The sequence below is a fragment of the Tissierella praeacuta genome, assembly GCF_040396155.1.
Lineage (GTDB): Bacteria > Bacillota > Clostridia > Tissierellales > Tissierellaceae > Tissierella > Tissierella praeacuta_A.
The window spans coordinates 1-14,439 of sequence record NZ_JBEBOY010000007.1 but is presented as its reverse complement, the minus strand read 5'-3'; the positions used below and the strand labels follow the sequence as shown (position 1 = coordinate 14,439).

Sequence of the window (14,439 nt, the reverse complement as noted above, 5' to 3'; positions counted from 1 at the left end):
TTGAATATAAACGAAGGTTTATTACAAGGTAGTAAAAGGGCATGTGCTAGGCTCATTACAATGTTGGAAAATAATGATAGAGAAGCGATTGATATATTAAAGAAATTATATAAAAAATCAGGTAAAGCTTATGTAATTGGTGTAACTGGTCCTCCGGGAGCTGGGAAATCTACTTTAACTGATAAGTTAACTAAAGAGCTCAGAAAACAAGGAAAGAAAGTAGGCATAGTAGCAGTAGACCCTACTAGTCCTTTTAGTGGAGGGGCTATTTTAGGAGACAGAATAAGAATGAGTGATCTTTCTTTAGATAAAGATGTATTTATAAGAAGTATGGGTACACGCGGTTCATTAGGTGGTATGTCCATGGCTACTTGGGGTGCTGTAAAGGTATTAGATATTTTTGGATGTGATTACATCTTTATAGAAACAGTAGGTGTTGGACAATCAGAAGTAGATATAGTAAAGACAGCTGATACTGTTCTTATGGTTATGGTGCCTAATCTTGGAGATGATATTCAGGCAATAAAAGCTGGAATTATGGAAATTGCAGATGTATTTACTATAAATAAATCGGATCTTGATGGAGCGGATAAGACTAAGGTGGAAATAGAGATGAACTTAGATTTAAATGAAAAGAGAGATTATAGACCACCAGTAGTCAAAGTGTCTGCAGGACAGAATAAGGATATAGATATACTTTTAGAGAAAATATTAGAACACAGAGAATATGTAGAAAAGACTAATGAACTTGAAGAAATAAGGACGAGGAATAATAAATTAGAGATACTTAAAATGGTAGAAGAAGAGTTAATGAATTTAATATTAGATAAAGCGGTTAAAGAAGATTTAATTGAAAATTTAGCGAGAAAAGTCACATTAAGGGAAATAGACCCTTATACTGCAAAGGACGAAATAATGCAGTTAATGAGGAGTTGATGATGACAATTAATATTTAATAGGTTAAAATAACCATAATTTAATGTATTTATTATTTTTATGACTTTTACAAATGTTGGAATTTGTAGTATTATGGTTTTATTGTGGATTGAATAGAAAGGGAGGCGGTCATATGGTTGGTAGAGTTGATCATATAGGTATTGCTGTTAAAAATCTAGATGCAACACTTAAATTTTATGAAGATATTTTAGGGATGAAATGTATAGATAAAGAAGTAGTTGAAGAGCAAAAAGTTAAAGTGGCATTTTTACCTATAGGGGATACAGAGGTTGAGCTACTTGAATCAACAGAAGAAGATGGGCCAATAGCTAAGTTTATTGAAAAAAAAGGTGAGGGAATTCAGCATATTGCTTATAGAGTAGATGATATTGAGAAAGCCATTGAAGAAATGAAAGAAAAAGGAATTAGAATGATAGATGAGAAACCAAGATATGGTGCTGGTGGCGCTAAAATTGCCTTTTTACATCCAAAGTCAACCTTTGGAGTGCTTATAGAGCTTTGTCAAAGGGATTAGGTACTTAACACAAGAAGGAGGGTAAATATGAAGGAGAGAATTGAAAGACTCTTAGAAACTACTAAGAAAATTGAGCTTGGTGGTGGAGATAAAAGAATTGAAAAACATCATAAGGCAGGAAAACTTACTGCAAGAGAAAGAATTAACTTGCTATTTGATGAAGGTACTTTTGTAGAAATTGATAAGTTTGTTGAACATAGATGTACAAACTTTGATATGGCAAAGGTAGAAGCTCCTGCTGATGGAGTGGTGACTGGTTATGGTACAGTTGATGGAAGATTAGTATTTACTTATGCTCAAGATTTTACAGTAGTTGGTGGCTCTTTAGGAGAAATGCATGCTGCTAAGATTTGCAAGATTCAAGACATGGCAATTAAAATGGGAGCTCCTATTGTAGGGTTTAATGACTCTGGTGGAGCTAGAATTCAAGAAGGTGTAGATGCGTTATCAGGATATGGAAAGATATTTTATAGAAATACTATTGCATCTGGAGTTATACCTCAAATCTCAGTTATAATGGGACCTTCAGCAGGTGGAGCAGTTTATTCACCAGCATTAACAGATTTTATATTTATGGTAGATAAGACTAGTATGATGTTCATTACTGGACCACAAGTAATTAAATCTGTAACAGGTGAAGAAGTTACTCAAGAGGAATTGGGCGGTGCCAATACTCATAATAAAATATCAGGAGTAGCACACTTCTTAGATAAGACTGAATCAGAATGTATTGAGAGAATTAAGGAATTATTATCTTTCTTACCATCTAATAATTTAGAAATTGCACCAATTTATACAATAGAAGATGATATAAATCGAGTTGAAGAAAGATTAAATGAAATTGTTCCAGTAAATCCTAATAAACCATATGATATGAAAGAAATTATAAAACTTTTAGCTGATGGTGGAGATTTCTTTGAAATTCAACCATGTTATGCACAAAATATTATAACTGGATATATTAGATTAAATGGAAGAACCATAGGAGTTGTTGGTAATCAACCTAAGGTTTTAGCAGGGTGTCTAGACATAAATGCATCAGATAAAGCAGGAAGATTTATAAGGACTTGTGATGCCTTTAATATTCCTTTACTTAATTTAGTAGATGTTCCAGGATTTTTACCAGGAACTGAACAGGAATATGGCGGAATAATTAGGCATGGTGCTAAGATGTTATATGCTTATAGTGAAGCAACAGTACCTAAGGTTACATTAATAATTAGAAAAGCTTATGGTGGTGCTTATCTTGCAATGTGTTCTAAGGATTTAGGTGCAGACCAAGTATTCGCATGGCCAAATGCTGAAATAGCAGTTATGGGACCAGATGGTGCTGCAAATATTATATTTAAGAAGGATATTGAGAACTCTAATGATCCAATTGCAACAAGACAGGAAAAAATTGCTGAATATAGAAATACTGTAGCTAATCCATATATTGCTGCTCAAAGAGGATTTGTAGACGATATATTAGTTCCAAGCATTACGAGACCTAGATTAATCTCGGCATTTGATATGTTAGAGTCTAAGAGAGAAAATAGGCCTGCGAAAAAACATGGTAATTTACCAGTATAAAAGAGGTGAAATCATTGGGTGATATTATTAGTTTGGGAGATAGTTTAGTAATTACGGTATTTAGTATGGTTGTAGTATTTGCAGGTTTGATAGTACTTGCAATGCTTATATCGGTGTTAAAAAAAATAGGTGGCGAAAAAAAATCTGAAGTTGTTAAAAAATCACCATCGCCAATTGAATCCAAAGAAACTATAGTAGAAAATGTAGAGGAAAGCCTTACAAATGATGAGGAATTAGTGGCAGTTATTGCTGCAGCTGTAGCAGCAAGTTTGGGAATTAGTATACCGGAAGTAAATATAAAGAGTATTAGAAGAATACCTCAAAATTCTCCAGCTTGGGCAACAGCTAGTAGACAAGAACAAATATATGGTAAATTATAATATAAATTTCTAAGGAGGCATAATAATGAGAAAGTTTATGATAAATGTTAACGGAAATTCTTATGAGGTTGAAGTTGAGGAAGTAACTACAGGAAGTAGTAGTGTGCAAAGGCCAGCAGCACCAGCAGTTTCAACACCAGCATCAAAGGCAGCGCCAGCACCAAAGGTAGAGAAGAAGGAAGTAGTAGTATCAGCTGGACAAGAAGTTGTAGAAGCTCCAATGCCAGGAAATATATGGAAGATAGAAGTAAAAGAAGGAGATAAAGTTAAGGCTGGAGATATACTACTAATATTAGAAGCTATGAAGATGGAAAATGAAATATTAGCTCCTAGAGATGGAATAGTAGCTAGCATCAATACTGCGCAAGGAGCTACTGTAAATACAGGTGATAAATTAGTAGTATTAGACTAATTCCATTGAGAAAGGAAGGTAAGTTTCATGAATTTAGGAGATATATTACTGGAATTTTTCCAGAGTACGGGATTTGCTGCCATTACTTGGGGACAAGCGCTGATGATTTTAGTATCCTGTATACTGTTATATTTAGCAATAGTTAAGGGATTTGAACCCTTATTACTTATTCCAATTGCTTTTGGTATGTTATTGGCTAATTTACCTGAAGCAGGACTTATGGCACCTCCAGTTGTGAAAATTGCTCCCGATCCTGAGACTGGAGAACTAGTCTCTAAAGTTGTGGAGAACGGAGGACTTTTATATTATTTATACCAAGGCGTTAAATTAGGTATTTACCCTCCTATTATATTTTTAGGAGTAGGTGCGATGACAGACTTTGGACCACTTATTGCAAATCCAAAGAGTATATTACTTGGAGCTGCAGCACAATTTGGTATTTTTGTTACATTTATAGGTGCAATTCTTTTAGGATTTACAGGACCAGAGGCAGCAAGTATTGGTATTATTGGTGGAGCAGATGGACCTACAGCTTTATATTTGACATCTAAACTAGCACCACATTTATTAGGACCTATAGCGGTTGCTGCTTATTCATATATGGCTTTGGTACCAATTATTCAACCACCAATTATGAAAGCTTTAACAACCAAAGAAGAACGAGAAGTAGTGATGGATCAACTTAGAGTAGTATCCAAAAAAGAAAAGGTTATTTTCCCTATTATGGTTACAATATTAGTAGCTTTATTATTGCCATCAGCAGCAGCATTAGTAGGTATGTTGATGTTAGGTAACTTATTTAGAGAGTCCTTAGTAGTAGATAGATTATCTAAGACAGCACAAAATGAGTTAGTAAATATAGTTACAATATTCTTAGGTACAACTGTAGGGGCAACGGCTAATGCTGAAACTTTTCTTACAGTTAGAACACTGAGTATCATAGTATTAGGACTTGTGGCATTTTCCATAGGCACAGCAACAGGCGTAATATTTGGTAAGATCATGTATAAGGTTTCAGGTGGAAAGATTAATCCACTTATAGGATCTGCTGGAGTATCAGCAGTGCCAATGGCAGCTAGAGTGTCACAAAAAGTTGGACAGGAAGCTAATCCAAGAAATTTCCTATTAATGCATGCTATGGGACCAAATGTAGCAGGAGTAATAGGTTCAGCTATAGCAGCAGGATTATTATTGAATTTCTTTGGAGGTTAGAATCAATTAACAATTAGCATAGAACAAAGAACAATTAAATCGAGATTCTTCATCATATTGGAGTGACTAATTTGTCATCCTGAGTGTAGCGAAGGATCTCGGTTTTTATTCTGTTAATTGTTAATCGTTGTTTGTTAATTGAATAGAGGTGATAATATGTACAAAGGATATATAACTGATGTTTCAGGTATCAAAGTAGGCCATGCCCAGTCAAATGAAGGTATGACGGGATGTACTGTAATTATATGCGAAAAAGGTGCAACAGGTGGTGTGGATATAAGAGGATCAGCTCCAGGCACAAGAGAAACAGATTTATTTGAGCCAAAGAAGATGGTAGATAAAGTTCATGCAGTAGTATTATCAGGAGGCTCTGCCTTTGGTCTTGAAGCTGCATCAGGTGTTATGAAATATCTAGAGGAGCAGAATATAGGATTTGATGTGGGAGTAACTAAAGTTCCAATAGTAGCTTCTGCTGTGATATTTGATTTAAATATTGGAGATTATAGGATTAGACCAGATTTTAATATGGGATACATTGCAGCTCAAAATGCAAATATTAATGATAATATACAAGGTAATATAGGATGTGGTATGGGAGCCACAATAGGAAAGATTTTAGGACCAAAGAATGCTATGAAATCAGGTTTGGGTTCTGCTACTGTAAAAGTAGGGAAGTTAATAGTATCAGCAATGGTCTCTGTAAATAGCTTTGGTGATATATATGATTATAGAAACAATGAGCAAATTGCTGGAGTATATGATTATGAAAATAATAAATTATTAAATACAATAGATATTATGAAAAATAAAAATAAGGATTTAGGATTCAATGTACAAAATACGACAATAGGTATAATAGCTACAAATGCAATTTTGACTAAAGCTGAGGCAAATAAAGTTTCAGAAATGGCTCATAACGGATTTGCAAGGTCAATAAATCCAATTCATACCATGGTAGATGGAGATACAATATTTACTATGGCTACTAATGAAATAAAGACAGATATAAGCCTTATAGGGACCATTGCAGCTGAAGTAATGAGTAAAGCTGTTATTAATGGCGTATCACTTGCAGAAGGAGTTTGTGGGTTAAAAACATGGAAAGATATTCAATCAATTGATAATTAAAAGATAAATTAACAAAATTATTATTGAATTAATGTGAAAATAGAATTATAATATTTTTGTTAGATAGCCAATATCATATTAGAATTGGACTTAGTAAAAGCTAAAATTTAATATTTTATCGACTGGTATCCAACAAAAAAGGAACTAGAGCGGGAGGGATTTTAATGGTAAAAGAAAAAGGATTTAGTGTGAGAAAGATGACCATTATTGGGGTATTAGGTGCTGTTTCTGTGGTGTTAGGTATGACTCCTTTAGGTTTTATACCTATAGGGCCTACAAGAGCAACAATAATGCATATACCTGTTATAATTGGTGCAATAATGGAAGGGCCGGTTGTAGGTGGGTTTATTGGACTGATATTTGGATTATTTAGTATTTTCCAAGCTATGACTAATCCGACACCAGTGTCTTTTGTATTTTTAAATCCATTGGTTTCTGTGTTGCCTAGAGTTTTAATAGGAGTAGTATCTTCTTATGTATATACTATTTTGAGAAAACTAGGCAAAAGTAAGACCAAAACAATTTTGTATTTTATTTGGTTAGTAATTGTAGGATATTTATCCTATGGAATATATAGTAATATAAAGAATACAGGGAGTATATGGGTAACCATAATCAATGTATTTCTTATAGCACTAACTTTAATCATAGCTTACTTTGCTCAAACTGAGGTTAATGGAAAAGCATTAGATACCATAATAGTATCTGCTGTTGGAACATTAACTAATACTATGGGAGTTCTTTTAATGATATATTTGTTTTATGCCGAAAGATTTGTAGAAGCCATAGGCGGAGATATTTCTTCTGCAAGACAAGTTATCTTTGGTATAGGATTAGTTAATGGAATACCTGAGACAATAGTTGCAATTATAATAGTAACTTCTGTAGTAGGTGCACTAAAGAGCAAAAGATAAGGAACGGAGAGTGGAAATAATGTTATTAGTTATAGATGTTGGTAATACTAATATAGTATTTGGGGTATATGATGATAAAGAATTATTATATGACTGGCGAATAGCAACTGAAAGAGATAGAACATCTGATGAATATGGGCTTTTATTTGAGCAAATATTTAGATATCATGGGCTAAATCCAAGAGAAGTAAACAATGTTATTATTTCTTCTGTAGTGCCGCCACTGATGCATACATTACCAGCAATGAGTATAAAATATTTTGGTATTGATCCTATTGTAGTAGGACCAGGTGTTAAAACAGGGATGAATATAAAATATGATAATCCAAGAGAAGTGGGAGCAGATAGAATAGTAAATGCTGTAGCTGCTTATGAGAAATATGGCGGTCCTTTGATAATAGTAGATTTTGGTACAGCAATTACTTTTTGTGCAGTATCTAAGGAAGGCGATTACTTAGGAGGTGCAATAACCCCTGGAATAAAAATATCTGCAGAGGCATTATTTATGAGAACAGCTAAGCTTCCAAAAGTAGAATTGGCAAAGCCTGACAAAGTAATAGCTAAAAACACTACTAATAGTATTCAATCAGGGCTAGTTTTTGGTTATATAGGAATGGTTGATTATATTATAGAAAAAATGATTCATGAAATGGGAGAAAGAGAAGATACTGTAAATATCATAGCAACAGGTGGATTTTCAAATCTTATAGCTTCTGAAAGCAAATATGTAAATAATATAGATAAGATGCTAACATTAGAAGGCTTGAAGATAATATTTGAAAGAAATAAGTAAGTAGCTTATAAGCTACTTACTTTTCTAATATTTGAGGTGAAAGCATGAAAATAGGAAATATTGAATTTAAAAACAAGGTATTTTTAGCTCCAATGGCAGGAGTTACAGATTTAGCTTTTAGAATATTATGTAAAGAAATGGGAGCAGGATTGGTAGTCTCTGAGATGGTTAGCAGTAAAGGTATATATCATAAGGATCCAGGAACGAAAACATTATTGCAAGTAAATCCTATGGAAAGGCCGATAGCAATTCAAATATTTGGTTCAGATCCGCATATAATGGCGAATATTGTAGAAGAATATTTAAATCCAAGGAAAGACATAGATATTATAGATATAAACATGGGGTGTCCTGCTCCTAAAATAGTTAAAAATGGTGATGGTAGTGCTTTAATGAAGAGTCCAATATTAGCTAGGCAGGTGCTAAGGGAGGTGGTTAGAGTTTCGAAAAAACCCATTACTTTAAAAATAAGAATGGGTTGGGATCATGATAATATTAATGGAATACAGATAGCTAAAATTGCAGAGGAAGAAGGAGTTTCTGCATTAACAGTTCATGCAAGAACTAGGGATATGTTTTATTCTGGTGAAGCAGATTGGGAATTTATTAAAAGAGTCAAGGAAAGCATAGATATACCTGTCATAGGAAATGGGGATATATTTGAACCAGAAGCTGGACTTAGGATGCTTAAATTGACGAATTGTGATGCCATAGCAATAGGTAGGGGGGCCCAAGGGAATCCATGGATATTTAGAAGGATAATTAATTTAATGAATGGGGGCAAAGATGTATTGCCTTCAAAAGAAGAAATAATTAATATGTGTATAAGGCATCTAGATCTAATTTGTTCCATAAAAGGCGAAAGAGTTGGTGTAAATGAAATGAGGAAACATACTGCCTGGTATTTAAAAGGACTAAGAAATTCAAATGAAATAAAGAATTTAATATATACTATTGATAATAAGGAAGAGATGGAGAAAGTATTATTAGAATATATTAGTCTTTATCCATAGGTATATGTAATGAATATAAAACCTTTCTCATATAATAGTGTTAAAATTAGAGAGGAGGGTTATTATAGGACTTTTATATATAGTAGATAGTGGGAGATATCTAAAACATTATAAAAAAGGCTTTATGAAATATATACCAGAATTTATTTTACCTAAAATCAAACCTAATGTAATAGATGATATTATGAGGGGAAATGATATAGTAGGTAAAATAGCTGGAATAAATTTAAAGCCTATTGATTTTAATGATAAACATGAGTTTAGAGAATATTTAAATGTTTTAATAAAGTTTAAAGAAGATGAAAGCTATGATAGATTGTTTATTGAAGGGTGTAAGGATTTAGATAAAGAGATAATATTTAACATAGAAGAATTTACAAATATGAAAATATCAGATGGAGAATATATTAAGATAACCAATCTTTCTAAAGTGATGAAAGAAATATGTAACCTATTGAAAGATAATCTAGAGGAGAAAGAAATTTTAATTATTTGTGATAATAAGGAAAGAATGAAGAAGATAATTAAAGGAATTTCAAGGAATGTTAGGTTTATAACTGCTATAGGCTGCGAAGAGGATAATGAAGAAATTTATGAATATATATTAGATGAAACAGGATTATCCTTGTTTTATCCATCTAATATTGAAAGAATCTTAGGAAATTATAGTATAATAATTAATTTGATAGATAATTTAGAGATTAATTTTTCTAAAGTCAGAAGAAATTGTATAATCTTTGATTTTGTAGATGGGATTTATTTAGATAACAAAAAATCTTTCTTCCCTATTAAGGATTTTGCGTTTAATTTAAATGATTTAGGAATCAATGAAAATAGATGGATAAGAGGTGAAGTTCTTTCTAGCTTAGCTGAATCTTTAATATGTAATAATATTGAAGCAGTAACATATTTATATTCCCAAGGGAAGCATTATACCATAAAAGATTATGTAAATTCCTTTATAAGAGTCAAAGGGAAGTTCTAGGTACTTGACATTATGGTTCCACTTGATTATAATATCTTGCATACAAGTAGGAAATGTAATTTTTCTATTAATAATAAATAGTTTCCATAGATTAGATAATATTTATAAATAAGTTAAAAAAGCAATAATATTTATTGGGTAAAGGAGAGAATGAAATGCCAGAAAGAGATGTATTTTTAACTGAGGATGGATTAAAGAAGTTAGAAGAGGAATTAGATGAATTAAAAACCGTTAGAAGGAAGGAAATTGCTGAAAAAATAAAACAAGCCTTAAGTTTTGGTGATATAAGTGAAAACTCGGAGTATGATCAGGCAAAAAATGACCAAGCTCAATTAGAAGAAAGAATTGCAAAATTAGAGACCATGCTACGAAATGCAAAAATAATAGATGAAGATGATATAACAACAGATGTAGTAGGAATTGGTTCTAAGGTTTTAGTAAAAGATTTAGAATATGATGAAGAAATGGAATTTATTATAGTAGGTTCTGCGGAGGCTGACCCTTATAATGGTAAAATATCAAATGAATCTCCTGTAGGTTCCGCACTTTTAGGATATAAATCTGGTGATGTTGTAGAAGTAGTAGTTCCTGACGGGAAAATCCAATATGAGATATTAACTATTACTAGATAAATAGGTGTTAATAAACTAAGGAGGCAAAATAATGGGAGAAACCGAATTAAATTTAAATGAAATGTTAATGATGAGAAGAGAAAAACTTAAGGAATTGACTGAAAAGGGTAAAAACCCTTTTTTAGTTGAAAAATTTGATTATACACATCATAGTACTACTATTAAGGATAAATTTGAAGAGTTAGACGGTAGTAGTGTAGCAGTTGCAGGAAGAATTATGTCTAGACGTGGACATGGAAAAGTTAGTTTTATTGATTTATTAGATAGTGAAGGACGTATTCAAATATTTGCTAAGCAAGATTTATTAGGTGAAGAAGAATATAAGGACTTAAGTCTTTTAGATATTGGAGATATTATAGGTGTTGAGGGAGAAGTATTTAGAACACATGCTGGTGAAATATCTATAAGGGCTAAGAAGATAGTTATAATGACTAAATCTTTACAAATATTGCCAGAAAAGTTTCATGGTTTAAAAGACCAAGATCTAAGATATAGACAAAGATATGTAGATTTAATAGTAAATCCTGAAGTAAGAGAAACATTTATACTAAGAACAAAGATACTTAAGGCTGTAAGAGAATACTTAGATGATAGAGGATTTTTAGAAGTAGAAACTCCAATTTTAAGCCCAATAGCAGGAGGAGCAAATGCGAGACCATTTGCTACACATCATAATGCTTTAGATATAGACATGTATTTAAGAATAGCCAATGAATTATATTTAAAGAGACTTATTGTTGGTGGATTTGAGAAAGTTTATGAAATGGGCAGAATGTTTAGAAATGAAGGGATGAGTCCAAAACATAATCCTGAGTTTACTAATATAGAGCTTTATCAAGCATATGTAGATTATGAAGAAATGATGAGATTAACTGAAAATCTTTTTGCCTATGTAGCAGAAAAGGCTTTAGGAACTACTAAGATAAATTATCAAGGTACTGAATTAGAATTATCTCCACCATGGAGAAGATTAGATATGGCAGATGCAGTAAAAGAATTTACTGGTGTAGATTTCTCTACGATTAGTACTGATGAAGAAGCAATAGCCATTGCTAAAGCAAAAGGACTTGAAATAAAGCCTGGTATGACAAGAGGTCATGTTATATCAGAAATGTTTGAAGAATTCTGTGAAGAACATTTAATTCAACCTACATTTATTACTGGACATCCAGTAGAAATATCACCTCTTGCTAAGAGGAATCCAGATGACCCAAGAAAGACTAATAGGTTTGAGGCATTTATCAATACTTGGGAATTAGCTAATGCCTTCTCAGAGTTAAATGACCCAATAGATCAAAGAGAAAGATTTGAAGATCAAGTTAAACAAAAGGACTTAGGAGATGATGAAGCACATCCTATGGATACTGATTTCTTAAATGCAATAGAAGTAGGACTTCCACCTACTGGAGGACTTGGTATTGGTATTGATAGAATGGTAATATTACTAACAAATCAACCAAGTATAAGGGATATATTGTTCTTCCCTACTATGAAACCAATAGAAGAGTAATAAGAGATTTGATTTTGGGCAGGATATTAAAATCCTGCTCTTTTATTATTTAGAAATAAATATTATTTTGATATATCTGGGTGTATTTATAGAGAAGCCCCTTTCCTTAAAATAAGGAGGAGTATTTAATGAAGAAGATTTTACATATTATATCTCAATATCCTGGCAAAACAGGAAGTGGAATATATCTACAATCATTAATAAGAGAAAGTAATAAAAGAGGATATGTTCAAGGTTTGATTGCTGGAATACAAAATAAAGATTATATCGATATTGAGAATATAGATAGATTTTATCCTGTAATATTTAATACAGAGGAACTTCCCTTTCCCATAGTAGGCATGAGTGATATTATGCCCTATGAAAGCATGAGATATAGTGACTTAACTATGGATATGTTAGAGAAATGGAAGAACTGCTTTAATAATATAATTGTCAATGCTATAGAAGATTTCAAACCTAATGTTATATTGACCCATCATTTGTGGCTGTCAACTTCTCTAACAGTGAAAGTGGCTAAAGGTACTAAGGTAATAGGGGTATGCCATGGCACAGATATTAGACAATTTGAGAAATGTCCACAGTACAGACAAGAGATAATAGATAGTTGCAAGAAGTTAAATAAGGTTTTTTCATTGAGTGAAGAACAAAGGTTAATTATCAATGAAAAATATAGAATTCCTAATGAAAACATTATAGTCATAGGTGGAGGATATAATGGAGATATATTTTTTCCTTCATTAAATAAAATTCACCATGAGGAAATAAAGATAGTATATGCAGGAAAGCTTAGCTATGCTAAGGGAGTAATGTCACTACTTAAAGTATTTGAAAGATTAAATGATAAATATAATATTAAACTACTTTTAATTGGTTCAGGCACAGGAGAAGAAGAAAGAAGTATCAAAGAATTAGGAAAGCGGATAGGTAAAGGTATAGAGTTTTTGGGAGAGATGACTCAAAAAAATTTAGGGGAAGTATTTAGAGAGTCAGATATATTTGTATTGCCTTCTTTTTATGAAGGATTATCTTTAGTTACAATAGAGGCTTTAGCTAGTGGATTATTAATAGTTGTAACAGAAATTTCAGGTCTTAAATCGAATTTAGGTGAAGTGATTAATAACAGTGGAGCAATAGAGTATGTAGAATTACCTGGTGTGATTCAAGTAGATAGACCAGTGGAAGAAGAGTTACCATTGTTTGAAAACAGACTTCAAATTGCAATTGAGAAGCAAATTGGAAGAGTATATGAAAATTATACTATGGATCATGATTTAAGAAAGGAAATAGAGAGATTATCTTGGAGAAATATATTTAATAAAATAGAGAAATATTTTTAAGCCTTATTTTTATAGGGCTTTAATTATTTTCTGCTATTAAATATGAATATAAACGTAGATAAAAGCAAAAGCTATTGGTAATTAAAATATTATTAGGAGGCATATTATGCAAATAAATTTAAGTCAAAAAGAGAGAATGATTTTAGAAGACGGTAAAAAACAAGAGGATATTTGTGTTAAGAAATATCAGAGTTTTGCTAATCAGGCAAAGGATCCTAATTTAAAGCAGCTGCTAAATAAACTAGCTTCAGAGGAGCAGCATCATTATAATATTGTAAGCGATTTGTTGCAAGGGAAAAAGCCAAATCTTACACATAGCAATCAAAGCGCGAATAGTCAACAAAATACTAATGCGAATAATAGTAACAATATGTCTTTTAACAATCCTGAAGACGCTTTATTATGTAGTGATTTATTAGCTACCGAAAAATATGTTTCTGGGTTCTATGATACAGGAATATTTGAGTCTGCTAATAAAGATGTAAGAGAAGCTCTTCAACATATACAGAAGGAAGAACAAAAACATGGAGAAGAATTATTTAATTATATGCATGCCAATGGAATGTATAATGTGAAATAAAATCACAGAGAGTTAGTAATATATAATGGTATGTTATTTATTTTAAACTGTTGACGAAGTAAAATTTGTTAGCAGTTTTTGTTTTTAAAAAGTATAGATTAAGTAGAAAACTATAATTATAAAAAAACAATGATATAGATAGGCAAGTTTAAGTATATTTTAAAGATTAAAATAATGGAATTAAAAGATTTAATTCTATTATGGGGCTGCTTATTTATACTATAAGCAATGTTAAAAGATAAATTAAACAAGTTTATATTTTTAGATTAGTTGACTTTTAACTTAGTTTCTAAAGATAAATTAATTGTAGAATTTAGAAAAATAGACAAATATATAGACTTTCTATTTAAATTCAATCTTTTTAAAAAAAGGTATTGACTTTATGATTAAAACCATGTATCATAATAAAGGTCGGCTGTGACACTGAATTAAACAAGTCAAGTAAAGATTTGAAAAAAGTTCAAAAAAACAGTTGACAACTCTTGGAAAAGAGAGTA

15 protein-coding genes are annotated in these 14,439 nt (G+C 31.7%); all 15 read left to right on the top strand.

Annotated elements, in window-relative coordinates:
- The 15 genes from meaB to ABWP20_RS05050 all read left to right on the top strand — a co-directional run bounded on the left by meaB (nucleotide 1) and on the right by ABWP20_RS05050 (nucleotide 13,942).
- A complete protein-coding gene (gene meaB / locus ABWP20_RS05120; RefSeq protein WP_353094388.1) occupies nucleotides 1-936 on the top strand; it encodes a methylmalonyl Co-A mutase-associated GTPase MeaB in 936 nt (311 codons plus the stop codon).
- 133 nt (nucleotides 937-1,069) lie between these two features.
- The gene (gene mce / locus ABWP20_RS05115) at nucleotides 1,070-1,471 is read left to right on the top strand and encodes a methylmalonyl-CoA epimerase (protein ID WP_353094386.1); all 402 of its coding nucleotides are present in this window, start codon (nucleotides 1,070-1,072) and stop codon (nucleotides 1,469-1,471) included.
- A 27-nt stretch (nucleotides 1,472-1,498) separates the two neighbouring features.
- Complete coding sequence (locus tag ABWP20_RS05110) at nucleotides 1,499-3,043, top strand: acyl-CoA carboxylase subunit beta (RefSeq protein ID WP_353094385.1); 1,545 nt, start codon at nucleotides 1,499-1,501, stop codon at nucleotides 3,041-3,043.
- A 14-nt stretch (nucleotides 3,044-3,057) separates the two neighbouring features.
- Entirely contained in the window at nucleotides 3,058-3,423 is a 366-nt protein-coding gene (locus tag ABWP20_RS05105; protein ID WP_353094383.1) for an OadG family protein, read from the top strand.
- A 25-nt stretch (nucleotides 3,424-3,448) separates the two neighbouring features.
- Entirely contained in the window at nucleotides 3,449-3,835 is a 387-nt protein-coding gene (locus ABWP20_RS05100) for a DUF2118 domain-containing protein (protein WP_353094381.1), read from the top strand.
- A 27-nt stretch (nucleotides 3,836-3,862) separates the two neighbouring features.
- On the top strand, nucleotides 3,863-5,047 hold the full coding sequence (locus ABWP20_RS05095) for a sodium ion-translocating decarboxylase subunit beta (protein ID WP_353094379.1): 1,185 nt from the start codon (nucleotides 3,863-3,865) through the stop codon (nucleotides 5,045-5,047).
- 156 nt (nucleotides 5,048-5,203) lie between these two features.
- A complete protein-coding gene (locus ABWP20_RS05090; protein WP_353094377.1) occupies nucleotides 5,204-6,175 on the top strand; it encodes a P1 family peptidase in 972 nt (323 codons plus the stop codon).
- A 164-nt stretch (nucleotides 6,176-6,339) separates the two neighbouring features.
- Nucleotides 6,340-7,089 (top strand): ECF transporter S component, encoded by a 750-nt coding sequence (locus tag ABWP20_RS05085; protein ID WP_353094375.1) that lies wholly within the window; start codon nucleotides 6,340-6,342, stop codon nucleotides 7,087-7,089.
- A gap of 10 nt (nucleotides 7,090-7,099) precedes the next feature.
- Nucleotides 7,100-7,882, top strand: coding sequence for a type III pantothenate kinase (locus ABWP20_RS05080; protein WP_503012512.1), 783 nt, complete (start codon nucleotides 7,100-7,102; stop codon nucleotides 7,880-7,882).
- A 44-nt stretch (nucleotides 7,883-7,926) separates the two neighbouring features.
- Entirely contained in the window at nucleotides 7,927-8,895 is a 969-nt protein-coding gene (gene dusB, locus ABWP20_RS05075) for a tRNA dihydrouridine synthase DusB (RefSeq protein WP_353094371.1), read from the top strand.
- 124 nt (nucleotides 8,896-9,019) lie between these two features.
- Nucleotides 9,020-9,880, top strand: coding sequence for a hypothetical protein (locus ABWP20_RS05070; RefSeq protein WP_353094369.1), 861 nt, complete (start codon nucleotides 9,020-9,022; stop codon nucleotides 9,878-9,880).
- Between the two features lie 155 nt (nucleotides 9,881-10,035).
- A complete protein-coding gene (gene greA / locus ABWP20_RS05065) occupies nucleotides 10,036-10,512 on the top strand; it encodes a transcription elongation factor GreA (RefSeq protein ID WP_353094367.1) in 477 nt (158 codons plus the stop codon).
- 31 nt (nucleotides 10,513-10,543) lie between these two features.
- A complete protein-coding gene (lysS, locus tag ABWP20_RS05060; RefSeq protein ID WP_353094365.1) occupies nucleotides 10,544-12,022 on the top strand; it encodes a lysine--tRNA ligase in 1,479 nt (492 codons plus the stop codon).
- 128 nt (nucleotides 12,023-12,150) lie between these two features.
- On the top strand, nucleotides 12,151-13,362 hold the full coding sequence (locus ABWP20_RS05055; RefSeq protein ID WP_353094363.1) for a glycosyltransferase family 4 protein: 1,212 nt from the start codon (nucleotides 12,151-12,153) through the stop codon (nucleotides 13,360-13,362).
- Between the two features lie 106 nt (nucleotides 13,363-13,468).
- Nucleotides 13,469-13,942, top strand: a complete 474-nt coding sequence (locus ABWP20_RS05050) for a spore coat protein (protein WP_353094361.1) — start codon at nucleotides 13,469-13,471, stop codon at nucleotides 13,940-13,942.
- Nucleotides 13,943-14,439 lie beyond the last annotated feature (497 nt).